Below are 24,288 nucleotides of genomic sequence, written 5' to 3' on the forward strand. Positions count from 1 at the left end.
TTTTTTAGAAAAATATAATTTCATTATTTATCATTCAATAATTTTTGATCCCTTCATACTCTACCAAACACCATCCCCCTATTATCCCCCCACTTGTGGTATGATGGTAGAGTATGTTTAGGTGCTAGCAACCCTGCTCGAGCACCTCCCTGCTAAAAGGAGAACGAATATGAAAATCGCATGGAATGAAATTAAATACCAACCCAAGAAGTTTATCCTGATTGAACTCCTCATTACCATCCTCATGTTTATGGTGGTGTTCTTATCCGGCCTGACAAATGGACTGGGCCGTTCAGTATCCGCCCAAATCGAGAACTATGGGTCGCTGCACTACATCCTTTCGACGGATTCAGAAGGGATTATCCCTTTTTCAACTATTACGGCGAAAGATTTAGATGAGATTAACAAGATAGAAGGGATGGACTATTCTGGCTTGTCGATCCAGCGGGCAACCGTCTCAAAATCAGAGGATTCCAACACCCTGGATATCACCTATTTCGCGACCGATCATAACGAAAAAGAGATCCTCAATCCAATCATGGAAGATACTGACATCAAGATCTCCGACTTAAAGAAAAACGAGATCATTCTGGACCATTCTTTCAAAGAGGATGAGGGAATCCAAATCGGCGATCAAGTGATCGACAAAACTTCTAAGCAAAAACTCAAGGTCGTGGCCTTCGCGAAAAATGCCAAATACGGCTACAGCGAGATTGGTTTTATCAGCTCGGATACCTACACAGGCATGCGACAAAAAACAGATCCAAGCTATCAATGGCAAGCCCAAACCCTTGTGACCAAGAAAAGCATCCCTTCTAGCGATCTAGCCAGCAACTTGATGGTGGCGGATAAGAAGCAAGTAATCGATAAAATCCCTGGCTACAAGGCTCAAAACCTGACGCTACGGATGATCACGTGGGTGCTCTTACTCGCTTCTTCTGCTATCCTTGGGGTTTTCTTCTATATCCTCACCTTGCAGAAGTTGAAACAGTTCGGCGTCTTGAAGGCCATTGGCATGTCCATGAGCCAGATTACCTATGTCCAACTATCCCAGCTCACCATTATCTCCCTCATCGGAGTGTTGCTGGGACTTGGCTTGGCAACTATGATGGCGCCATTTTTACCCAATAGCGTCCCTTCCTTTATGACCCTGAAAGACAACCTCACCATCTCGGTTAGCTTTATCCTGACCTCTATCTTGTGTGGTGCCTTGTCCCTTGTCAAAATCAAAAAAGTAGATCCAATCGAAGTCATTGGTGGAAATGGAGAATAAGATGGCCATTATTGCATTAGAAAATATCAGAAAATCCTACGCCGATGGTAGCCAGATGCACCATGTCCTCAACCAGCTTAATTTAAGCGTCGAACGCAACGAATTTGTCGCCATCTTGGGTCCATCAGGATCTGGTAAATCCACACTCTTAGCCATCGCTGGCTTGCTTTTATCAGCGGACGAGGGGCGGATTCGCATCGCCGGCCAAGACTTGACTGGACTCAACCAAGGCCAGTGGACGAAAAAACGGCTGGAATTACTCGGCTTTATCTTTCAGGATCACCAGCTCCTTTCCTATATGAAAATCGGTGACCAGTTAGAACTGGTGGCCAAATTAAAAGGGGAGAAGGACAAGAAAAAACGCCAAGAGGAAGTCAAAGCCTTGCTGGCAGATCTTGGCATCGAAACTTGTTACCACCAATATCCGAATCAGATGTCCGGTGGACAAAAGCAACGGGCAGCCATCGCTCGCGCCTTCATCGGAAATCCGCAGGTCATTTTGGCCGATGAACCAACGGCTAGCCTAGATCCGGATCGGGGACAAGAAATCGCCCAGTTGATCCAAAAAGAAGTCAAATCTAAAAACAAGAGCGCTATCATGGTGACCCATGACCGTTCCATCCTGACCTATGTGGATACCATTTATGAATTAAAACATGGCCAATTGCTTAAGGTAGAAAAGGTTGATTAAATACAAGAGAGTGGGACAGAAATCGGTAATTCGTTAGAATTCGATTTCGTCGTCCCACCTCCGCACAGTTGAGTAGGGCTGTAAAAGCTGATGAAATCAGCGTAGTAGAGCCCACTCAACCACTGCGTCTTGCTCAACAATCCAAAAATAATTGAGAGGCTAGGACTTTTGTCCCAGCCTCTTTTTATTCTTATGGATCTTTGGGCAGTTCCATACGGAAGCGTAGGCCCATAGCCGTTTTATCAAATTGGTAGGCCAGTTCTTCATGGTCTAACAAGTGTTGGACCACAAAGAGTCCCAGACCACCTTCCTTCTTCTGGCGGCTAGCGGTCATTGGCATCTCAACGATCTCTACCATTTCCTGGCTGGTATTTTCAATCGCCAAGTGCGTCCCTTCCTCTTCGAGACGGAGCTGGATCTCACCACCGGTATCCGAATGTTTGACGGCATTACTGATAACATTTGAGAGAACCAATTTTAGAATCGCTGGGTTCATATAGACTGGTTTGACTGGGATCTGATTGTCAATCATGAGCGAGCGAGATTGAGCCAAGACCTTGTACTGGTCGAGGATCTGCTCTACGACCTGATCCAACTGGATCCATTCCTTGTCTCCGGCCAATTCTTGGACAGAGGACAGGGACAGGATTTCTAGGACGATCTGGTTCATCTCATCGACGATATCGAGGGAGACCGACAGATAGCGGTCCCGGTCCTTGTAGCGGCCGATCTTATCCCGCATATTTTCTAGGATAATCTTCAAGCTGGCCAGAGGCGTCTTGAGCTCATGCGAGGCTCCCCGTAGGAATTCGACCTTCATCTGCTCCAACTTCAGATTTTCTTGTTTTTGCTGCTCTAGATTGTCAATCACCTCTAGGAGATGGTGATAGAGGTCGTTGATCTGTTGCTTGAGAACGCCGATCTCATCCTGCGAGTGAATGGGAAGACTGGCTGTCCGATCCAAGCGCTTCATCCGCTTGGTCATCTGCTTGATCTCAAGGATCGGAGCAGAAATCAGGCGGGCATAGAGATAGGAGGCAATCACTGACAGAACAAAGGAAGCAAGAAGACTATAGGGAAGAAAGCCCAGACTGATGTCCCGCGCTTCCTTTTGCGAATCGACGGTTGCTAAGAATTGCAAGGTCAAGTCTTTTCCCTCTTTGGTCTGGATCTTTCGCTCCTCAATGACCAGGGAATTGTTCTGACTGTTAGGGTTCAGGAGCAGGTCATCCTTGACCTCTAGGGCATTCTGTTTTTCCTTGCCCTTGATCGAGACCTTGATATCGTTGGTCTTGGAATAAAGGTCAATGACCGACTCAATGGTTCCTTCTTCCTGGCCTTGGAAACTCTTGGCCAGGGCCTGGGATTTCTTCAAAATCGTCTGGCGCTGGGACTCGATATAGGTCGAGGGGAAAATAAAGTAAACCGAAGCGTGTAGAAGGATGACTAAGCCACTAAATAGGGCAAAGGTGATCAGAAAGATCTTTGCAAAGATACTTCGTTTGGTCATGGTCTCTCCAATTTATAGCCGACATTGCGTACCGTTACGATACAGTCCAGCTCTAGTTTTTTTCGTAGTTCCTTGATATAGACATCGATCACCCGATCAAAAGGAATCTCCTCTGTCTCCTTCCAGACGGCATCGAGGATCTGAGAGCGGGTCCGGGCCTTGCCTTCATGCTGGAGCAAGTATTCCAAGATTTCCAACTCCTTGGCATTCATGGAGATGGCTTGCCCAGCTAGGCTGGCTGTATAGCTCTCAAAATCCACCCGTGCCTCTCCATAGGTGAAGACCCGGGAAGGCTGGAGCTTTTTAAAAATAGCTTCGATGCGGACCTTCAAGAGGGACAAGGAGAAGGGTTTTTCCAGATAGCCATCCGCCAACTCTCCAAAAGCCGTCAACTTATAGTCCTCGTCATGGAAGGCCGTCAGCATGAGGACAGGGACTGAGCTGGTCTTCCGGATGGTCTTGAGCACTTCCAAGCCATTGAGGATAGGGAGCTGGATATCCAGCAAGACCAGATCTGGCGCTTCTCTGTGAAAGAGGTCCAGGGCCTCCTGCCCATCGCCTGCTTCAAAGACCTCATAGCCACATTCCATGAGATAGTCGCTCATCCCTTCGCGAATCAGGACTTCATCTTCTACGATTAGTATCTTCATACACTTTCCTTTATCTAAGAACTTCTTCTACCTCCTATTATACCCTATTTCTATTTTAGGAAACAATCTCTTATTCGACATCCACCAAGAGTTCCTTTGGTTTCTTATGCAAGAGCCATTGTGAAGAAAGGATGGATACCAGGATCAAGAGCAACCCACCGACCAAGACAATCACCAACAATTGGCTCGGTTGGATATCCATATGGATATCAGTCAGGGTCTTACTGAAGCTTTCTGCCTCAGCTCCTCCACCAAGGTTGGCTGCAGAGGATTCTTGAGCCATTTGTTTAGCAATGCCACTGGTTACGTTCTTAAGCACCGTATCTCCGACTCCTTTGGCAAGAAGACCTGCGACTCCATAGGAGAGGAGGAAGGCTGGGATGGAAATCATGATTAATTCTGCCACGAATTGCCCCGCAATCTGCACCTTGGAGAGTCCTAGAGCCAGCAAGATACCAACTTCTCTGCGACGGGCATTGAGCCACAAGACGAGGAGAAGGGTGAGAAGCAAGCTAGCAAAGATGAGGCTACCGATAAACAAGTAGTTCGCCACTTGGAACATACTGCTGATCGATTTTTGCAAGGCTGGGTAGTTAGAAGAGCTCTTGACTAGGTCATAGTAATTCCATGGGATATCCAAGGCTTTGATTTTTTCGATTAATTTATCGAGGTCTTGATCCCCTTTGGCAAAGAAGGTCGCATCCTCATAAGTAGCTGTTTGAACAGTATTGCCATAGAGCTTGGCAGCTGTATCTAGGTCAGAAATGAGGGTATCTTCATACAATTCTTGGGCGTAAGTTAGAGGAGCTTGGTTCTTCCCTGAGAACAGACCTTTAATGGTTACTTCGACAGTTTCATTAGCCCCTTTTTCATTGTCAGCATCATAGAGATTGGACTTGAGGCGCACCTTATCGCCCACCTTGAGACCATTCTTTTTCGCCAAATCTTCGTGCATGAGGATTTGGTTTTTGTCCTTATCCGTCAGGTGCTCTCCTTGGACCAGCTTGTAGGCTCCAGAGACAAACTTATCTTCTTTAGAAGAGTCATTGACCCCTGTCACCATCAAGGTATTCTTAAAGTGCTTGGCCCGCTCTGGAGATTGATTTTGCAGGGTTTCTTCAGTCTCAATAATCTCGTGGTCTAGGATATCTGCGATGGCATTGATCCGCTTGATGGAGGAGGTGATCCCCTCTACCTGGCTGATTTTTTCGATATCTTCTCCTCTGATATTCCCAGCTCCCCGAGGGGTTCCTGGATTGGTCCTGCGGTTGATCTGCATGGAGAAGCTATTGGTGATGGATCCCAGGCTTTCCGATGAAGCTTTTTGGGTCGCTCCTTTCATAGAGAGTCCGATCAAGCTCAAGGTCCCCATGAGGAGAATGATGGCAAAGAGCAAGAGAGACTTGGGCCATTTACGTGTGATATAAGCAAAAGCATTTCGCAACATAGCATTCCCTCCTTACTTGCTCTTCTCAACGAGGCTACGGCGACTCAATTCCAAGACCACATCGGAGGCCTCTGCCACTTCCTTACTGTGGGTGACGACAATGACACATTTTTGGCGTTCCTTGGCCAACTTCTTCAAAATGGCAATAATGTCACCGGCTGTCTGTTCATCTAAGTTTCCTGTCGGCTCATCTGCCAAGATGACAGGTGCTTCTGAAACGAGCGCACGCGCAATGGCCACCCGCTGTTGTTGTCCTCCAGATAATTGCAGGACATTGCGTTTGATTTGCGTTTCGTCCAATCCCAATTCCAAGAGAATCTCTTTCCCAGCCTGTTTGTTAACCAGACGGACATTTTCCAGTGGCGTCAAATAATCGATTAGATTGTAATTCTGGAAGACCAGGGAGACATGGTGCTTGCGGTGGTAGCTAGACCCTTTGGTCTGGATGTCCTCCCCATCAAAGAGAACCTGTCCCTTCTTGGGATTGTCCAGACCAGCCAAGAGGGATAGGAGGGTTGATTTCCCTGCTCCAGACTGACCGATAATGCTGTAAAAAGTCCCATTTTTGAACTGATAGTTCACGTCTGAGAAGATCTCTTCTTGGTAGCTTTGGTAACTATAGGATACATGTTTGAGTTCTAGCATATATGTCATTTCTCCTTAACTCATTTTTGTTAATATTTCTTTTGGGGTCTTGCGCCAGATCATGCTGGTCGTTACACCGAGCGACAGAAGGATCAAGCACAAGAGGCTAGCATAGGCGATTCCTAAGGAAAGGCCTTGAGGGATTTGATGAAGCAAGTCTAGAGTCTGCTGTTGACCGGTCTGTCCGACAAATTGCTCTAAGAAACGATGGCTGATCATCCGCCCGATGAGAAAGGCCGGGATCAGTGCTAGTAAGGATACCAGCACCACTTCTAAGAGGAACTGTCCAAAAATCCGGCCCTTGCTCTTCCCAATGGATAAGAGGACGCCGATTTCATGGATCCGCTCCCGTGTCCAGAGACTGAGTAAGAGAGATAGGGCACCGGCTCCCGTCACCAGAAGGACGATCATCATGATCCGTACCAGGCCTTCTAAGGTCTGAGAGGATTCTTTCATCTGGTCAAAGGCTTTGCGATCTTCGACCACGCGCAGAGACTGCCAATCCAGATCCAAGCTTTTGACTTGCTTCAAGATGGCATCGATTTTCTCAGGATCTTTGACCCCAAAGGTGACCTGGGTCACTTCTTGCTGACTGAGCCCTAAGAGCTTAGCCGCATCCTCATAAGGGAGGTAGACTTGGTTTTCACTCAGATCAGAGGTCATCCCTGTGAATTTTTCCTGTTTCTTACCCGAAAAGATCCCAACGATTTTAAAGGTTTGCTCTTTGGCAGGAGTCTCTCCCATCTGAAAGCTAGATAAGGTCAAGGAATCTCCGACCTTTAGCTTGTTCTTCTTAGCCAACTCTTGGTGGATCAAGATCTGGCCGCGAGCCTTGTCGGATAAGTGCTTGCCTTGCACCAGTTGGAAACTGTTACTCCGGAAATCTAGGTGCTGGTCTGTCTTCTGGGTAAAGACAGCGCCTAGCGCTTGCTTGGCTTCCTGCCCCAAATCGTCTCGCTCCACCGACTGCTGTCCCGTCACCGCTTCTTTATCAAGAATGCGAACGGGACTTTCATATTGAGGAACCATAGATCCAACTCCAGCTAGCTGCTGCACCTTTTCAGCTTCTTTCAGAGCAAAGGGAGTAGCCCCCTGCTTACTGGTCAGGGCAAAGCTGGTCCCAGCCGACTGTTTGATATGGTCCTCCAGCCTTCCTCCTACTTGCATCAGTGAAAAACAGAAATACAAGCAAGAGAGGATCAAGAGGAGAATCAGAAAGAGGACCAGATTCCTCGTTCTTTTTCGAGAAATATAGGCGATTGCCTGTTGTAAGAGCATGAACTCACCCTCCATTTCAAAGCCCACAGCAATGCAATATGGGCGCTTTCATCATTTGATATAGTTATTATAGAAAAGAAATGTGAAATGTTTATGAAATAGAAAAAATTTCCTAGAAAAATCTAGGAAAACTGAACAGTCGTTTAGAGTCACTTTATCTATAGCCATAGAAAAAAACCTTTGAAAAAGGATTCCTTTTCAAAGGTTTTATTTTCTTTTCTTGTTAATTTCTTTTTCAATGGCACTAGCAATCTTCTCCACCATATAGGCCGTCTGGAGATTGCGCAAGATCAAGAGGGCCCAAAAACATGCAAAGAGCATTTGACCCGCCATGGTCGCTTCATTGAAAAAATAAGTCTCCATAGCAGTAAAGACTGCTATCACTGCAAATTGTTTTCTATTCATAAAATTATTTTACCATGATTCAGTAAAAAATTCATGTCTTAATCGTCTTGCAGGGTGATTTTATCGGATAAAAAGTGAAATTCCTCAGGGATGACACTTTCCTCTTCTTCTACCACTTCCGCTTTTTGCCCACGCGCCTTAGCCGAAAACTCTGCCCGAATTTGGGTCCATTCTTCCATCGAAACCGCTAAAATCTCTGGTGAGAAGCCAGCAGCATTGCTGAGGATATTGCCAAACATGGTATTGAGGTTGTCCCGCTTCATGGTCTGTTCAGCATTAAAAGCAGACTCAAAGGCTAAAATAGCGTGATTTTCATTGGCAGCGACCGGCTGAGATCCGATTAAGAGGGCCTTATCCGCACCCGCCAAGCTTTCGATGATTTCTCCCCAAGCGTTCTGAAGACGGATCAAGTTGGTCCGTGCCAACTCTGGGTTTTCAACCGCCTCTTGTAAAATGGCATTGACCTTGTTTCGATCTGCACGGTAGCCCTTGCTCGACTTGGTTGGACGAGTTACCGCTGGTTTTGAAGCAGGAAGACTGCTACCTGATTGCGCTAACTGTTGCTTGAGTTGAGCGACTTCCTTCTTCAAGTCTTCCAGCTGAGCTAGCACATTGGAAGGAACCTCCACAGCTGCTGAGTTAGAAACTTGGCCCGTGCTTTCAGCCAATTTAATGGTCATCATTTCAGTGTAAATGCGCGGTTGCAGACTATTTTTGATATCCGCTAGACTGGTCGTCGCCTGGTCAATCAGGTCAAAAAGACGGGCTTGATCGGCTTCCAGATTGGCCGCAAACAAGTCACTATTGTGGGTATTTTCTCCACCTGTCTGGACAATCAAGAGATCTCTCAGGTATTGAAGTAAGTCCGTGACGAAACGGGCCATATTCTTCCCATTATCAAAGATAATCGCCAGCTGATCCAGCGCCGCTGTCGCATCATGAGCCAGGATGGCAGCCACGTACTGATCGAGCGCAGCTAGACTGATGGAGCCTGTAATCTCTTCTGCGATTGCTGTCGTCAACTCACTACCCGCAGTCAGACTCAGGGCTTGGTCCAAAATGGACAAGGCATCTCGCATCCCACCTTCAGCGCGCCGAGCAATGATCTGCACAGCATCCGCTTCATAGGCAATGCCTTCTGTAGCTAAGATACTTTCCAAATGATGACCGATATCCGGCAGTTTGATGGCTTTGAATTCAAAGCGTTGCACCCGAGACAGAATGGTGGCTGGAATTTTGTGTAACTCCGTTGTTGCAAGGATAAAGACCACGTTTTCCGTTGGCTCTTCTAAGGTCTTCAACAAGGCATTAAAGGCCCCTGTCGAAAGCATATGGACCTCATCGATAATGTAGACCTTGTGCTTGGCTAGACTCGGAGCATAGGTGGATTTGTCGCGAATATCTCGAATCTCATCAACCCCATTGTTGGAGGCCGCATCGATCTCGATGACATCTTCTAGGCTCCCATTGGTAATGGATTCACAGATATAGCACTCGTTACAAGGCTCCCCATTGACTTGATTAGGACAGTTCATAGCCTTAGCAAAGATCTTGGCCACACTGGTTTTCCCAGTACCACGAGGACCAGAAAAGAGATAGGCATGGCTGATCTTCTCCTGCTCGACAGCCTGTCTCAATGTCCGTGCCACTACTTGCTGGCCGACCAATTGGCCAAAGGTCTGGCTCCGGTATTTCCGATATAAAGCTTGATACATTAGTTCTTAACCCCAAACATCTTAAAGTCCCAGTTTGTCTTATCGATCAAGAGAGCGACAAACTTTTCTAAATACTCCTGATCCAGCTGATCGTAGTCAGAGACACACTCCGAATCCAGGTCTAAAACTCCAAGGAGCTGACCGTCCTTGACCATAGGCACCACAATCTCACTCATAGCCCGACTATCACAGGAAATATAGTTGGCATGCTGGCGCACATCATCGACAATGATGGTTTCCTGCTTTTGAGCTGCTTCTCCACAGACACCCTTTCCAAGATCGATATGGACACAAGAAACACCTCCCTGAAAAGGTCCCAAGATCAATTCTGTTTGGTCATACAAATAAAAACCTGCAAAGACCGAACGAGGCAGGGCTTGATTTAAAAGAGCACTGGCATTGGACAGATTAGCCAAGGCATTGCTTTCTCCTGTTAAGAGAGCGTCTAATTGAGCCAGCAAGAGCTGGTATTGTGATTCTTTTTCCGAATGTTTCATACCTTCCATTATACCAAATCTTTGCCCAAAAATTAAGCTTCAAACAGCGAAAGAAAAAAGAGTGGGACAGAAATCGGTAATTCCTTAGAATTCGATTTCGTCGTCCCACTCAACCACTGCGTCTTGCTCGACAATCCAAAAATAATTGAGAGGCTAGGATTTTGTCCCAGCCTCTGGAATATAGATAAACTAATTTTTAGTAAAATAACTTAAGCGATTCTGCAAAGAGATAAAACTGAGGTCTCATTAATTTAAATTGATCAAGAATATACTAAACTTTCCGCTGTGAGAAAAGTGCCTGAAGCTTAACTGCTTCAGGCACACGGAATTATTGAGACCTTAGGCTCAATAATTAGTCATGGAACTTCTTCGAAGAAGTTCGCTGACGTCCGTACTCACCTAAGGAAAGTTTTTTATGATACCTTTATCTATTCATGTCGCCGATTGAAGTGAAAGACTTCAAAATATTGAATGGCACGGTAGATTAAAAAGATAGTCAAGATGATGGAGACCAGCCAGATGGTCTTGAGCCCATAATACTGGATCAAGTAGGTTGAAAAAATGGCCCCAAAGACGAAACTCCCAATCAAGCAGGTCATAAAGATGGCTTCCCAAAGAAATTTCTTCTCCTTTTCTCTAACAAAATTCCCATAAGCCACCATGGTTTTCTTGAGATTTCCCGTCATAAAGGAATGATTATAAGCGTAGCCATCCACTTCTCCAAAAGAGGTCGCTACGATTCCCAAACTCAAGCCAAAAAAAGGCACGATGAAGACATTTTTTACCGATGCTGGTAAAAATCCCGTCACCAAGGTTGTGAGGATAAAGGGCACTAAGGTACTGAGGCGCCAGACTGAATTGTCAATCAACCGCCGCAAAACCGTCATCAAAAAGATTCCCAGCATAAAGGCCAACATGGTCGCTAACTTTACTTCTACATCTGAGATCTGCTGGCCAATCAAACCAACCGATAGAAAGACCACATTTCCCGTCTGGCCTGCCGCCAAGGTCCCACCCCGACAGATAAAGGTATAGGCATCTGAAAAACCAGCACACATGGTCAATAAACAAGCGAACGCCTTGGTCCGCGAATGAAACTCCCTTTTCATTTCCATTCTCCCTAGGAAAAAGAGGGAGTGGTACAGAATGTTAAAAAACATTTCTCATACCACCCCCGAAACATTGATTGAGAACTCTTTCGAGCTTTTAGGCGAATGAAGAGTCTCACCAACTACTGCGACATTCAATTATTCCAACTAATGTGAAAAGATTGGAGAGCGATTGCCCTCTTTCTCCCTATTTTATTTTCCCTCACGCGCTTCGTTGAGGATTTTTTCAATCTTGGTTGTGATCAAATCAATCGCAACTGTGTTGGTCACGCCCTCAGGAATGATCACGTCCGCATAACGCTTGGTTGGCTCGATGAACTGGTGGTACATCGGTTTTACCACACCAAGGTATTGCTCAATGACACTATCGAGACTCCGGCCACGCTCCTCCATATCGCGCTTGATCCGGCGAATAATCCGCACATCATCATCCGTATCCACAAAGATCTTGATATCCATCAAGTCCCGAAGACGCTTGTCTTCAAGAACTAAGATTCCTTCCACGATGAAAACATCTTGTGGTTCCTGACGATAGGTCTTGCTGCTGCGTGTATGCTCTGCATAGTCATAAGTTGGGATATCCACCGGACGACCCTCCAAGAGTTCATTGATCTGCGCAATCATCAAATCCGTATCAAAGGCAAAAGGATGGTCATAGTTGGTCTTGATCCGCTCCTCAAAGGTCAAATGACTTTGGTCCTTGTAATAAGAATCATGCTCAATCATGGCAATCTTTTCATTCGGAAAATTAGCCAAAATGGCACGAGACACACTGGTCTTTCCTCCACCAGAGCCACCAGTAACACCAATAATAATAGGTCTATTTTGCATTTTCTACTCCATTACCTCTAGTCGTCTGAGAAGAAATAGACATCTCAGACACATCTTATCCATTTTACCATATTTTTGCCTAGACATGAATAGTTTTTCAGTCAGAAATTTGGAAACAAAAAGGACCTTCCGGTCCTTTGATTATCTAGATAAACTTGTTCTTTAGAAAAAAAGCCAGGTGATCTTGCAAAGAAATAAAAATGAGTTCTAATTTTTTAAATGAATCAAGAATATACTGAAACTTTCCGCCGTGAGAAAAGTGCTAGAAACAGTGATGTTTCTAGCACTCGGGAGTTTTGGAACCTTAGGTCCAAAACTAAGTCATGGAACTTCTTCGAAGTTCGCTGACGTCCGTACTCACCTAAGGAAAGTTTCTAAGATGACTTTGTCTTCAATCTAAAAGGACCTTGCGGTCCTTTCATTATTTCACTTTTTCTAATTTTGCGGCAAATTCATTACCACCACGTAAGACAAGTATATTTTTTCCACCGTTGACAGGTACGAAACAATAATTTGAATTAGCTTGTATATAGACTTCCTTAGCGCTCTTCACTTGATAGCCTTCTGATTTCACCGCTTCTTGAATGACTTCAAATGTGTGTTCAATTTCTTCTTTAGAAGTCGTGTCTCCATCATACTTTTCTGAATCAGCTAGAGAATAGAATGCGTAAGCCTTGCTATCGTAATACTTATCACTAATAATTCCATGATCTGAAATCTGAACAGTTGTATTATCTCCTTCTGTCACATTCTTCCATTTTCCAACCATGGCCTTAGGTGTTTCAACCTTGTGATAAACCAAATTTTCTTCAAAGTTTCCTTCGTATGATTTATAAGTTTTCAAGTCGAATAAATCATTTCTTAAAATAATATTGCTTCCGTCTTTTTGGAGCAAGTTATAGCGTGTGTTCCCACCAGACTTAATAACAACTATTTCTGTCGTCTTCAGGTTAAATTTCTTATCGACATCCGCAAGTGAATGCAAGTCCGTCGCATTTAACAAAGAAAGTGCTGTATTAAATTCTTTTTTCGCTTCATTGCCTTTGAGAACCTTTTTGATGGTCTCGCCACCATTGACTTTTTGTTTCTTTCCACTTAGTTCATAAGTGACCGGACTAGAATCCGTATTTCTCAACCAAACCCCATCTAGACTTGGTCCACCTGAAAAGAAAAAGAACCAAGCAAGAGCAATTACTGCGACAAGTCCCGCAACTGCGACCCCAATCTTTGTTTGTTTATTGAAAGAAAATGTCAATTTTTTCGGTCTTGGAACAGGTTGCAAGGTTTTCGCCGATGGTTGTGGTTGTACAAAAGCCGTCGACTCTTGTGAAAGAGGTGCACTAGGTGCAACAGGCGCTTCCTGAGAAGGAGCCTGCGCTTCAGTTGCTGGAGCTGGTGCTTCTTTTCGCTCTACAACAAACTCCCCTTTTTCACGCGCTTCTTGAAATTCTTGCATACTTGGCTTGCGACCATTGACCGCTTCAAAGTATTCAACCCAATCTTTTTGATTCATCATATCCCCCTTATTGATTCATTAAAAAAACTAATCATATTATACCACAAATCAATGGTTAATTTTTTGATTTTCAGAAAATAAAAGAAAAAGCCCAAGCAGTTTTCCACTTGGACTTTCTTTATTATTTCAAAACTTTTTGTGTTTTCGCGTAATTGGCTTCTACAGCTTCTTTTTCAGCTTTCCACCAGTCTTGGTTGTCTGTGTACCACTTGATGGTGTCTTCCAAACCTGCTTCGAAGTTTGTGAATTGTGGTTCCCAACCTAATTCTTCACGCAATTTGGTTGAATCGATGGCGTAACGCAAATCATGACCAGCACGGTCTGTTACACGGTCGTAGGCGTCTTTTGGTTGACCCATTTTTTCAAGGATCAATTCAAGCACTTCCTTGTTGTTCTTTTCACCGTCAGCACCGATCAAGTAAGTTTCACCGATACGGCCTTTAGTGAGGATAGCCCAAACACCAGTTGAGTGGTCGTTGGTGTGGATCCAGTCACGGACGTTCTTGCCTTCACCATAAAGTTTTGGTTTAATCCCTGACAAGATGTTGGTGATTTGACGTGGGATGAATTTTTCGATGTGTTGGTATGGCCCGTAGTTGTTTGAACAGTTCGAAATCGTTGCCTTGACACCAAATGAACGTACCCAAGCTTTCACAATCAAGTCTGAAGCAGCCTTGGTTGATGAATAAGGTGATGATGGGTTGTATTTGGTTTCAGCAGTGAATTTTTCACCAGGACCTTCCCCATGTCCCGGAAGATCTTCGCACAATGGAAGGTCTCCATACACTTCGTCTGTTGACACGTGGTGGAAACGAATGTCGTATTTACGAGCAGCTTCCAAGAGTGTGTAAGTTCCAACAAAGTTTGTGTAGATAAACGGAGATGGGTCTTTGAGGGAGTTGTCATTGTGGCTTTCAGCCGCATAGTGAACAATAGCATCAGCCTTAGCAGCCAATTTGTCAACTAATTCAGCATCAGCGATGTCTCCCACCACCAACTCAACACGATCTCCAAGGATTTCTTCGATATTGGCACGGTTACCAGCATAAGTAAGTTTGTCCAAAACTGTCACATGGACATCTGGATGGTTGTTGTAGACATAGTGTACGAAGTTTGAACCGATGAAACCAGCGCCACCGGTTACGATGATATGTTTATATTCTGACATTTTTTCTCCAAATAATTTTTAGTTTTGATTGTTCCTTAAATCAATCTTTTTTTAGCTTTCCTTAGGTGAGTACGGACGTCAGCGAACTTCTTCTAAGTTCCATGACTAAGTTTTGAGCCTAGTGTCTCAAAACTTCCGAGCACCTGAAACAAAAGTAGTTCAGGTGCTTTTCTCACAGCGGAAACCTAAGTACATAGCTCGCTTCGCTCGTTTATAGCAAAGCTAAAAACTATATAATGATGTTCTTGATTGTTTTAAGATTTATATTCTACAAATCTTCTGCTTTTAGGGGTTTGACATCTTTGAGCAATGGGTGATTCTTGTCAGCTTCTGAGACTTCTGCTTCTGCCAAGTTTTCCCATTGGATGTCTAGGCTTGGGTCTGCATAGTTGACAAACGCATATTTTGGTTTAAGTTCCAGTGCCCAGTAATCATTGACTAAGTAAGTATAGGCAACTTTGTCTGTCAAAACTTGGAACCCATTGGCTACACCACGAGGGACGAAGATGCCTTTTGAAGCATCGATCACGGTTTGGTAGGTGTTTCCAAAGCTATCGCCTTCACGAAGGTCTACCCAAGTTCCAAGAACCTTGCCTTCATCTGCTACAGAGATGTACTTGTCCCAAGGCTCTGCATGCAAGCCACGCAAAACATTCTTACGAGAGAATGAAATATTGTTTTGCAACTTACCTTCTGCAAAGAAGCTTTCAGGAAATCCAAGGGGAAGCATTTTCTCTTTTTGGAAGTTTTCTTTAAACCAACCACGGTTATCCCCGCGCACTGGAATATCAAACTCCATCAAGCCTGGGATGGCTTCAATTTTGCGGGTTGCTAATTCTTTATCAAAAAATTGTTCCGTCATTAAGCTTCTCCAATCAAACGGAGCAAATATTGTCCGTATTCGTTTTTCTTCAATGATTGCGCTAATTCATGGACTTGTTCTTTGGTGATATAGCCCATGCGATAGGCGATTTCTTCAAGGTTAGCCACTTGGACATTTTGCAAGCGTTGAACAGTCTCGATATATTGAGATGCTTGCAAGAGGCTTTCGTGAGTTCCCGTATCCAACCAAGCAAAGCCACGGCCCATGAGCTCAACAGAGAGATCTCCACGCTCCAAATAAGCCTTGTTAACATCGGTGATTTCTAGCTCGCCACGAGGACTTGGTTTGATGTTTTTGGCAATCTCTACCACATCATTGTCATAGAAGTAAAGTCCTGTCACCGCAAAGTTCGATTTTGGATGTTCTGGTTTTTCTTCGATAGAGATAGCATTCATATCCGCGTCAAACTCTACCACACCAAAGCGTTCTGGATCTTTGACTTGGTAACCAAAGACAGTCGCCCCTTTTTCTTTGGCTTCTGCCCGTTGCAACATCTTGGTTAAGCCGTTTCCATGGAAGATATTGTCCCCAAGGATGAGAGCAACATGATCGTCACCGATAAAGTCTTCCCCGATGATGAAGGCTTGCGCCAAACCATCTGGACTTGGTTGCTCTGCATAAGAGAGAGAAATTCCTAGTTCAGAACCATCTCCAAGAAGCTCTTCAAAACGAGGAAGGTCTTGAGGTGTTGAGATGATCAGGATATCTTTTATCCCAGCCAACATAAGCGTTGACAGCGGATAGTAGATCATTGGTTTGTCATAAATGGGCATCAATTGTTTAGAAGCCGCACGTGTCAATGGATACAAGCGAGTTCCTGATCCCCCTGCTAAAATAATACCTTTCATAATGTTAGGCCTTTCTACGTAGTCATTACCCTTATTTTATCATGTTTATATAAAAAAGTCACCTTGCATTTGTGTTACAAGGTGATGACAGGTTGTGAGAAAAAGTCTCGTTAACGATCTTCATTATAGTGATTCAAATAGGACGCTCGGACTAAATCTCCTTGATATACTTTTATTCACTGATCACTGCTTCTCTTCTGAACCATCCGAATATCTTACCCTTACTCTTGATTTTGTCGTTCCTCTCCTAGAATCCATAAAGCTCTGAAATTCCTCATCTTCATTATGATAGACCCCTATCTTAATTTTATTCGCATCTTTATCATAAGCTAATACATGTTTCTTGCAAGTCCCGTCAACAAATGTGAGTTTCACCTCAGCTCCCCATGCTTCTGAAGGAATGGAGCTATAGGATGGATTTATAATCTCAATCTCCTCAATACCCTCGTAAGAATTCTTCAAGGTCTTTACAAGGCTGACTTCATACTCTCTATTGCGTTGCTTTTCCTCTAATTTTTTATTCACATAAAACAAAGAAATCCCAATTGCAAAAAGGAAAGCCAAAGCGATGACACTCATCATCCTTTTGTTTTTCTTTTTAAACTTGATTTTTACCATAAGATGATTTTCCTCGCTAACTAAGTGTTGCCTCTGAATTGAATCTGATGAATTGTTCTTCATCTTTTCATTCTCAAATACAATGATACCAATCAAAAAGAGAGCTTGTCCTGATGCTCTCCTTTTCTGATCCTTATCCCAAAGCGACATCTAGGATCATCATAATGACAAAGCCAACCATGAGACCGAGGGTCGCAACGTCTGTATTGCCGTTGGTCTGGGAATCTGGGATCAACTCTTCAACTACCACGAAGATCATCGCACCTGCCGCAAATCCCATCATGATGTCCAGTAACTTGCGACTAATATGCTTGAAGAAAAAGACGATGGCTGACCCTACAATGGTACAGCCCCATGTAAACAATCCTGCGAGAAAGGCCTGCATGACCACGGATTGCGATTGAAACCAATTCATAACAACTCCCATTTTCTTGATGATTCACTTCTTCTATTCTACTATTTTTAGCCAAATTACGGAAGATCTTTCGAAAAAAAGAGAGTGGGACAGAAATCGGTAATTCGTTAAAATTCGATTTCGTCGTCCCACCTCCGCACAGTTGAGTAGGGCTGTAAAAGCTGATGAATTCAGCGTAGTAGAGCCCACTCAACCACTGCGTCTTGCTCGACAATCCAAAGACAATTGAGAGGCTAGGACTTTTGTCCCAGCCTACTTCTTCACATATTGTTCAACTGGATAATCTTCTGGATCCAAGCGCAGGTTTCCTCCTACCACTAGTTGGGCTAGATGCCAACCAATGAGGGGACCTGTTGTGAGGCCAGACGAACCAAGTCCACTAGCGACATAGAGGCCTGCTCGATCAGGAAGGGCTCCCCAAAATGGTGAAAAATCACTGGTGTAGGCACGAGTTCCTACGCGCTCCCCGATAACTTTCGCTTGAGCGAGTTCTGGATAATAGGTCAAGGCCTCTTCTTCCATCTGATTTAGAAGAACTTGATCCACTGTCAGGTCAAAGCCCATCTCATTTTCATGGGTGGCTCCCATACTGATCTTTCCATTTTGGAATGGAATGATATCCAGCTCTCCTTCAGGCATGACCACAGGATAATCAGCAGTATCTAGGTCTAGCTGATAATCCCGCAGTTGCCCCTTTTGCGGACGGACATCAACTTGGTAGCCAAGTGGCTCAAGGATTTGCCCCAACCAGGCTCCTGTTGCTAGGATAACTTGGTCATAGCTTTCTCCTGCAATCTGATAGCCATCATCTGAGACTGAGAGAGCAACCTCTTTCTTGATCACTCTTGCCCCACTTACCTGAAGAAGGGTTTCTGTTAGAAGGGCTCCCTCCACATGAGCACCACCTGATGCATAGACCAGCTTCTCAAAACCTTGCAGTCCTGGGAATTGCTGGGCCACTTCTACCTTGGTCAAGATCGCCAAGTCTCCAATCAAGGGAGATTCTTCCCTACGACTCAGCGCCAACTGATAGAGTTCGTCTAATTTTTCTTCCTTTTTCTTGAGGAGATAGACGCCGGTCTGCTGGTAAAAATCTGTTTTAATTCCGTCCTTGGCCAGATCTTCTACCAATTCTTGGTAAAAATCTGCTCCCAGACGAGCCAGGCGATACCAGGCCTTGTTTCGCCGTTTGGAAAACCAAGGGCTAATAATGCCTGCTGCCGCCTTAGTCGCTTGGCCGACTCCATGGTCATAGACGGTCACATCCACTTGTGCTTCTTTGGATAAATAATAGGCTGCAGTGGACCCTACGATCCCTGCACCGATAATGGCAACTTTCATCATGCCCCCTTAGATATGATAAAAAGGATTGGTACTGGCTTGACTGCCAATCACTTCAATCTCCCACACTTCTTCAGCTTTCCACTGATTGAGCTTTTCTACTAGTTTCGAGACAAAGAGAACTTCGATATGGTGCCCTGGATCCAAGGCCAAGAGGCCATCGCTCAGCATGTCCTGAGCCGTATGGTAGTAGATATCTCCTGTGATATAGACCTCTGCCCCCATAGCAAGAGCATCCTTGTAAAAGGACTGACCACTTCCTCCACAGATGGCGACGCGCTCAATGACCCGATCCAAATCCGCCTGGTCATAACTGACTATGCGCAAAGCATCTAAGCCAAAGGTTTCTTTAACCTTGCTAGCCAACTGTCCAAAGGTTTGAGTAGCTACCCGACCGATGCGACCAATTCCGAGCCCTTCTCCCGTCATACTGAGGGGCTCTGTATCTTCAATGTCCAAGAGCTGGCAGAACCAATCGTTGAGACCATCTGGGACAATGTCAATATTGGTATGGCTGACGTAGACTGCGATATCATGCTTGATCAAATCGATATAAATCTGATTTTGGGCCCGATCAGCTACCAAATCCTTGATGGGACGGAAAATAGGCGCGTGCTTGACGATGATCAAGTCCACCCCATGAGCGATAGCTTCCGCCACCGTCTGCTCGCGGATATCTAAGGCCACCATGACCTTCTTGATGTCTTTTTGCAAAGTGCCGACCTGTAAGCCACGAACATCTCCCTCCATGGAAAGTTCCTGAGGGCAGTAGGCTTCATAGCGTTTGATGACTTCACTTGCTAACATGTAGAACCTCCTTGATGTGAGCAATGCGCTCTTCTAACGATGCTCTAGCAGATTGATTTTCAGCTGGAACCTGCTCCAAGGCAAAGGCTAATTTCTCCATTTCCTTGGACCACTTTTGGATAAAGGCTGGAGCTTGTTCCCGCATCAAATAGGGACCAAAACGCAGTTCCTTGGCTGTCAACTCTTGAGAACCGTGTTCCACCACAAGGATCTCATAGAACTTCTCATTTTCTTCCAAGATAGCTTCATCGACAATGCGAAAATCATGGTTTACCAACCAAGCCCGCAGTTCATCTTCCCGATTATTGGGTTGGAGGACCAAGCGAGAGACACCTGCTAATTTCTCAAGACCTGCGGCTAGGATATCTGCAATCAAGCGTCCTCCCATGCCTGCAATGGTGATACAGGAAATGCCGTCTGCTGGTTCAAAGGCAGCCAAGCCATTGGCCAGGCGGACCTCAATCTTGTCTTCTAAACCATTATCGGCGACATTTTGCAGGGCAGACTGATAGGGTCCCTCTACCACTTCACCAGCAATTGCAGCCTCAATCTTGCCTACCTGTAAAAGGGCGATTGGGAGATAAGCATGATCACTCCCCACATCCAACAGACGCGCCCCAGCTGGGACGAAGCTGGCCACCAAGTCCAAGCGATTTGATAATTTTGTAAATTCCATGTGCTACTTTCTAAACTTTTATTCCACCCTTTAGTATACCATGTTTGCACCATTAAAAAAAGGCGCAACGGCGCCTTTTCATTATGCATCAATTTCCTTATATTCTACTTCCAAACCACGTTTCACAGCGGGGCGATTGGCAATTTTCTCTGTCCAAGCCTGTAGATGCTTGTATTCCTTCACATCTAGGAAAACCCCTGCACGGTCCCAGATCTTGTCTTGAGCTAGACGGCCATACCAAGACCAGATGGCAATATCTGCAATGGTATAGTCATCCCCTGCGATATAAGGTTTGGTGGCCAGTTCCTTGTCCAGCAGGTCCAATTGACGTTTGGCTTCCATGGCAAAGCGATTGATAGCATACTCGATTTTCTCCGGCGCATAGTGGAAGAAATGACCAAAGCCTCCCCCTAAAAATGGTGCCGCACCCGTCTGCCAGAAGAGCCAGTTGAGTACTTCTGTCCGTTTAGCCAGATCAGTCGGGATTAATTTGCCAAATTTCTCCGCTAGATACAGGAGGATATTGGCCGATTCAAAGACCCGAATGGCTTGAGCGCCTGATTGATCCAACATGGCTGGAATTTTCGAGTTTGGATTGATGGCTACAAAGTCACTACCAAACTGATCTCCCTCACCAATCTTGATCCGATAAGCGTCATAGCCTGCATCCACTCCCAGCTCTTTCAATTCCTCCAGCATAATGGTAGTCTTGATCCCATTTGGAGTTGGAAGGGTATAGAGTTGGAAAGGCTGGTCGCCTTTTGGAAGGGTTTGTTCAAAGCGGGCACCTGCTGTTGGTTGGTTCAAGCCACCCCAAGCTCCTCCCATCTGGTTCGGTGCTTCCCATACTTCTGGTAATTGATAGTCTGACATCTTTCTTCTCCTTTATTTCGCTACTCCTAGCATATCAAATATTGGGCTCCCTTTCAAAGATCTGCTACGCGAAGGCTACTTGACTTTTTTTGTCAAAATGATAGTATAGAAAAAATACAATTTTAAGGAGAAAACCATGTCCACGATCGATTTTCATAGTTTGGCAAAGACAGAACTTCACTGTCACTTAGACGGTTCCTTGTCGCTTCCAATCATTCGCCAGCTGGCAGCTATGGCCAATATTGACCTACCTGCTAGCGATGAGGAGCTCAAGCACCATGTCACTGCGCCTGCCCACTGTGAGAATCTTTTGGACTATTTGGAGGCATTTGACTACATTCGGCCCCTCCTTCAAACTAAGGAAGCCTTGACGCTTGCTGCTTACGATGTGGCCAAGCAAGCTGCTCTCGAAAATGTCGTCTACATCGAAGTTCGTTTTGCACCAGAATTGTCCATGGACCAAGGGCTCACCGTCCCAGAAACTATCGATGCAGTCTGCGATGGTCTACGCCAAGCCCAGGAGGAATTTGGCATTGTTGCAAAAGCCTTGGTCTGTGGAATGCGCCAGTCCGATCAAGAAGTCACCTCTCGCATTCTTGCAGAAGCCAACCAAGTTAGTTATCAGGATTTTGTTGGTTTTGACTTTGCCGGGGATGAGCACAACTACTCTCCAGAAGATATTCGACCTCTAATTGAGCAAGTCAAGAGTTACCATCGTCCTATGACGCTTCATGCAGGTGAGTGTCATTGCCCACACTTTGTTGCCCAATCGATTGCATTTGGCATCAAACGCAATGGCCACGTGACGGCTCTATCTCATGAACCAGCCTTACTCCAATCCTTTATTGAAAATGGGGTCACTGGTGAACTCTGCTTGACCAGCAACCTACAAACAAAAGCAGCACCGACTATAGAAGATTTCCCTTATTTGAAAATGAAGGCGGCCGGAGCTCGGATCAGTATCAATACCGATAACCGGACTGTATCTGATACCGACCTCACCAAGGAATACGCCCTCTATCATCAGCATTTTCAAACCAAGGAAACTGACTTTTACCAACACAATATCGATGCCATCCAGGCTTCCTTTGCTAGTGAGGAGGAAAAACAAGAACTCCTTACCAAACTAGCAAAAGCCTACGCGGACTATCTATAAATGAAAAAACTAGCGCCTGATGAAAGGGCTAGTTTTCTGTTTTATTTCGATACGGATTCATACACGGCCATATCCTGTGGAGTCAATAAGCCAGTATAAAAGCCATCAACATTGATCGCAGCATACTTAGTTAGGCTCTCATAGGTTTGAATGGTATGAACATAGACCCGTTTTCCAAGTTTATGTACCTGTTCGACAAACTTAGGAGTTAAGCGAGAATCGTCGATAGGGACGGTCACCGCCTCGATTTCCTTGTGCTTGGCGATAAAATCCAGCACTTCTTCTCCACTATCTGGTGAGGCGTAGAGCGTATAGATCACGTGCTTAAAAGGATAAATAGATTCGATTTCTCCGAACATCTCTTGATGATAAATTTGTGGAATCACACGATCCAATAGTTCTTTGTCTCGCTTGTTTGCTTCTGAAACAAGTTCTTTAAATTGTGTAATCCTATCTTCCTTAGGGATTTCCATCGATTTGGTATCTGTCACCAACACCATATCTCGATTAATTATCATTTGATCAAACACATCCCCTATTAACATGGTCGTAAAGCGACTTGGTGTTTCTTGGGAACCATAACCCTGAAATTTCTTCCATTCCTTAGAAGAAGGTGCGACATCATCTTTGTTTCCAAAATGGTGCCAATCATGAACTGCAGCTAATTTCTTGTCACTAGTCAAATTAAAATCCATTTCAAACAAGCGATGGCCGAGATTGTAATTTTGCCGTAAAGCCTCTAAGGAATTGGTATACTTCGTATTGTACTCCTTCTCCCGGACCGTCCCTCCAGCGTGGGCTATTAGTCTTGGAGAAACCCTTAGCCAATCTTTCTTATTAACCTTGGTGTACTGCACGAAACCATATTGGTTAGACAGCTGGCCATTGGTCAAACGTTCAAGTGTTTCCTTATCCACATAGGTTTTCTTCCAGAAAGTTGTCTCTTGATGGGCTTTAAAGCGATAATGATTTTTATCAAATACCTTTGTTTTTGCGTTCCACTGGATGTCAATGATTACATTGGCATCTTTTTTACGAAATCCTGTCTTCGTTTTGGTATAGCCAGCCTCTAGTAGAGTCTCTTCTACTGGGTACAGGCCCGAAGTTAATAGGTTGGTCCGTACGTAGTAAAAGCTGATCATGCCAAACAATAAAAACAATCCGACCACTAACATAGTCGGATAGAGCAATCTAAATCGTCTGCGTCTGTTTTTTTCTCCCCATTTCAATTGATCAATCGTCTCCTCTTAATCCTTCCACAAATCCATGGCCTTCAAGAAATCGTCTGAAACGGTCACATTGCGTGGGTTGGCTTGCTCGCGTTCTTGTAGTTTCGCCTCTACTTGGGCCAGGCTGTTGATGCCTTCACTGCGCCAGTTGCGTAAAATAGCTTGGATATATTTCCAGTGAGGCTTACCGTTAAAGACGGCTTCTCGTAAGGCTGCCTTGATCACATCTGGATCTGTCTGATCCTCGCGCACAGTCTTGGTCAAGTCTTCAATCTCAAAAGGCGTCAAGAGTCGTCCCAGTTCTTGTTGGAAGGTTTCCACCAAGTCCTTGATGACATTTCCCTTAGCAGGCGCGCTCTGTGTCTTCCCTTGTGTCTGGGCTTCTAAAATCTCATCCAAGCGCTCCAGGGCAATGGTCGCATCAAAGATGGCTTCAATCTCGCCATTGAGCTCAATGGTCCGGTACTGAAGGAGTCCCTTGGTGGTCAAATTGGACATAATCCGATTGACTTCTGTCACCGTTTTTCCTAGATGACTAGCAATCTGATTGGGAGTTAAGGCCTCTTGGCCGGTCGTATTTTGAAGGAAGAAAAACTGCCAAACCAAATAGTCATCTGCTTGGTCAAACAATTCATGATAATGAAAAAGCAAGGCACTTGGAAGAACCAAGTTGCCATACTTAAATGCTTGTGAATATGTCATAATTC

Annotated in this window: 25 protein-coding genes; 3 read left to right on the top strand and 22 right to left on the bottom strand. The window is 44.9% G+C overall.

Annotated elements, in window-relative coordinates:
* The first annotated feature begins 169 nt into the window (after nucleotides 1-169).
* Complete coding sequence (locus RIN70_RS06580; RefSeq protein ID WP_313790464.1) at nucleotides 170-1,273, top strand: ABC transporter permease; 1,104 nt, start codon at nucleotides 170-172, stop codon at nucleotides 1,271-1,273.
* 1 nt (nucleotide 1,274) lies between these two features.
* Nucleotides 1,275-1,964 (top strand): ABC transporter ATP-binding protein, encoded by a 690-nt coding sequence (locus RIN70_RS06585; protein WP_313790465.1) that lies wholly within the window; start codon nucleotides 1,275-1,277, stop codon nucleotides 1,962-1,964.
* 190 nt (nucleotides 1,965-2,154) lie between these two features.
* Here the strand turns inward: RIN70_RS06585 and RIN70_RS06590 are convergent, their stop codons facing one another.
* From RIN70_RS06590 to yghU, 20 genes are all read right to left on the bottom strand, one after another.
* Complete coding sequence (locus RIN70_RS06590) at nucleotides 2,155-3,474, bottom strand: sensor histidine kinase (protein ID WP_313790466.1); 1,320 nt, start codon at nucleotides 3,472-3,474, stop codon at nucleotides 2,155-2,157.
* Nucleotides 3,471-4,124 (bottom strand): response regulator transcription factor, encoded by a 654-nt coding sequence (locus RIN70_RS06595; RefSeq protein ID WP_009731294.1) that lies wholly within the window; start codon nucleotides 4,122-4,124, stop codon nucleotides 3,471-3,473. The genes RIN70_RS06590 and RIN70_RS06595 overlap by 4 nt, the downstream gene beginning before the upstream one ends.
* A 70-nt stretch (nucleotides 4,125-4,194) precedes the next feature.
* Nucleotides 4,195-5,571: an ABC transporter permease gene (locus RIN70_RS06600; RefSeq protein ID WP_313790468.1), complete on the bottom strand. Its 1,377-nt coding sequence runs from the start codon at nucleotides 5,569-5,571 to the stop codon at nucleotides 4,195-4,197.
* 12 nt (nucleotides 5,572-5,583) lie between these two features.
* Nucleotides 5,584-6,225, bottom strand: a complete 642-nt coding sequence (locus tag RIN70_RS06605) for an ABC transporter ATP-binding protein (protein WP_031575592.1) — start codon at nucleotides 6,223-6,225, stop codon at nucleotides 5,584-5,586.
* 6 nt (nucleotides 6,226-6,231) lie between these two features.
* Nucleotides 6,232-7,494, bottom strand: coding sequence for an ABC transporter permease (locus RIN70_RS06610; RefSeq protein ID WP_313790469.1), 1,263 nt, complete (start codon nucleotides 7,492-7,494; stop codon nucleotides 6,232-6,234).
* Between the two features lie 207 nt (nucleotides 7,495-7,701).
* Entirely contained in the window at nucleotides 7,702-7,899 is a 198-nt protein-coding gene (locus tag RIN70_RS06615; RefSeq protein WP_049518722.1) for a DUF3272 family protein, read from the bottom strand.
* A gap of 38 nt (nucleotides 7,900-7,937) precedes the next feature.
* Entirely contained in the window at nucleotides 7,938-9,614 is a 1,677-nt protein-coding gene (gene dnaX / locus RIN70_RS06620) for a DNA polymerase III subunit gamma/tau (RefSeq protein WP_049518719.1), read from the bottom strand.
* The gene (locus RIN70_RS06625) at nucleotides 9,614-10,111 is read right to left on the bottom strand and encodes a GAF domain-containing protein (protein ID WP_049518741.1); all 498 of its coding nucleotides are present in this window, start codon (nucleotides 10,109-10,111) and stop codon (nucleotides 9,614-9,616) included. The genes dnaX and RIN70_RS06625 overlap by 1 nt, the downstream gene beginning before the upstream one ends.
* 428 nt (nucleotides 10,112-10,539) lie before the next feature.
* Nucleotides 10,540-11,220 carry a YoaK family protein gene (locus RIN70_RS06630; RefSeq protein WP_049518716.1) on the bottom strand — a complete coding sequence of 227 codons (681 nt, stop codon included), beginning with the start codon at nucleotides 11,218-11,220 and terminating at the stop codon, nucleotides 10,540-10,542.
* 192 nt (nucleotides 11,221-11,412) lie between these two features.
* Nucleotides 11,413-12,051, bottom strand: a complete 639-nt coding sequence (udk, locus tag RIN70_RS06635; protein ID WP_003002524.1) for a uridine kinase — start codon at nucleotides 12,049-12,051, stop codon at nucleotides 11,413-11,415.
* A gap of 421 nt (nucleotides 12,052-12,472) precedes the next feature.
* On the bottom strand, nucleotides 12,473-13,564 hold the full coding sequence (locus RIN70_RS06640; protein WP_201088173.1) for a hypothetical protein: 1,092 nt from the start codon (nucleotides 13,562-13,564) through the stop codon (nucleotides 12,473-12,475).
* 124 nt (nucleotides 13,565-13,688) lie between these two features.
* On the bottom strand, nucleotides 13,689-14,735 hold the full coding sequence (rfbB, locus tag RIN70_RS06645) for a dTDP-glucose 4,6-dehydratase (RefSeq protein WP_201088172.1): 1,047 nt from the start codon (nucleotides 14,733-14,735) through the stop codon (nucleotides 13,689-13,691).
* 268 nt (nucleotides 14,736-15,003) lie between these two features.
* The gene (locus RIN70_RS06650) at nucleotides 15,004-15,597 is read right to left on the bottom strand and encodes a dTDP-4-dehydrorhamnose 3,5-epimerase family protein (RefSeq protein WP_201088171.1); all 594 of its coding nucleotides are present in this window, start codon (nucleotides 15,595-15,597) and stop codon (nucleotides 15,004-15,006) included.
* Nucleotides 15,597-16,466 (bottom strand): glucose-1-phosphate thymidylyltransferase RfbA, encoded by an 870-nt coding sequence (gene rfbA / locus RIN70_RS06655; protein ID WP_003002772.1) that lies wholly within the window; start codon nucleotides 16,464-16,466, stop codon nucleotides 15,597-15,599. The genes RIN70_RS06650 and rfbA overlap by 1 nt, the downstream gene beginning before the upstream one ends.
* 183 nt (nucleotides 16,467-16,649) lie before the next feature.
* Nucleotides 16,650-17,084 carry a hypothetical protein gene (locus RIN70_RS06660; RefSeq protein WP_195623201.1) on the bottom strand — a complete coding sequence of 145 codons (435 nt, stop codon included), beginning with the start codon at nucleotides 17,082-17,084 and terminating at the stop codon, nucleotides 16,650-16,652.
* A 133-nt stretch (nucleotides 17,085-17,217) separates the two neighbouring features.
* The gene (locus RIN70_RS06665; protein WP_201088170.1) at nucleotides 17,218-17,499 is read right to left on the bottom strand and encodes a ZIP family metal transporter; all 282 of its coding nucleotides are present in this window, start codon (nucleotides 17,497-17,499) and stop codon (nucleotides 17,218-17,220) included.
* 252 nt (nucleotides 17,500-17,751) lie between these two features.
* On the bottom strand, nucleotides 17,752-18,843 hold the full coding sequence (locus RIN70_RS06670) for an NAD(P)/FAD-dependent oxidoreductase (RefSeq protein WP_313790471.1): 1,092 nt from the start codon (nucleotides 18,841-18,843) through the stop codon (nucleotides 17,752-17,754).
* Nucleotides 18,844-18,849: 6 nt separating this feature from the next.
* Entirely contained in the window at nucleotides 18,850-19,647 is a 798-nt protein-coding gene (locus RIN70_RS06675; protein ID WP_247923406.1) for a Nif3-like dinuclear metal center hexameric protein, read from the bottom strand.
* Nucleotides 19,634-20,323, bottom strand: coding sequence for a tRNA (adenine(22)-N(1))-methyltransferase (locus RIN70_RS06680; RefSeq protein WP_247923407.1), 690 nt, complete (start codon nucleotides 20,321-20,323; stop codon nucleotides 19,634-19,636). Before RIN70_RS06680 ends, RIN70_RS06675 begins: the two co-directional genes overlap by 14 nt.
* 81 nt (nucleotides 20,324-20,404) lie before the next feature.
* Nucleotides 20,405-21,196 (bottom strand): glutathione-dependent disulfide-bond oxidoreductase, encoded by a 792-nt coding sequence (gene yghU / locus RIN70_RS06685; RefSeq protein WP_247923408.1) that lies wholly within the window; start codon nucleotides 21,194-21,196, stop codon nucleotides 20,405-20,407.
* A 136-nt stretch (nucleotides 21,197-21,332) separates the two neighbouring features.
* Here yghU and add point away from each other — a divergent pair, with 136 nt between their 5' ends.
* A complete protein-coding gene (gene add / locus RIN70_RS06690) occupies nucleotides 21,333-22,352 on the top strand; it encodes an adenosine deaminase (RefSeq protein ID WP_247923409.1) in 1,020 nt (339 codons plus the stop codon).
* A 41-nt stretch (nucleotides 22,353-22,393) separates the two neighbouring features.
* Here add and RIN70_RS06695 read toward each other — a convergent pair whose 3' ends face one another.
* Nucleotides 22,394-23,527, bottom strand: a complete 1,134-nt coding sequence (locus RIN70_RS06695; protein WP_247923410.1) for a glycerophosphodiester phosphodiesterase family protein — start codon at nucleotides 23,525-23,527, stop codon at nucleotides 22,394-22,396.
* Between the two features lie 72 nt (nucleotides 23,528-23,599).
* Entirely contained in the window at nucleotides 23,600-24,283 is a 684-nt protein-coding gene (locus tag RIN70_RS06700) for a DnaD domain-containing protein (RefSeq protein WP_049483308.1), read from the bottom strand.
* Nucleotides 24,284-24,288 lie beyond the last annotated feature (5 nt).

The sequence above is a fragment of the Streptococcus parasanguinis genome, from assembly GCF_032163505.1.
Lineage (GTDB): Bacteria > Bacillota > Bacilli > Lactobacillales > Streptococcaceae > Streptococcus > Streptococcus parasanguinis_V.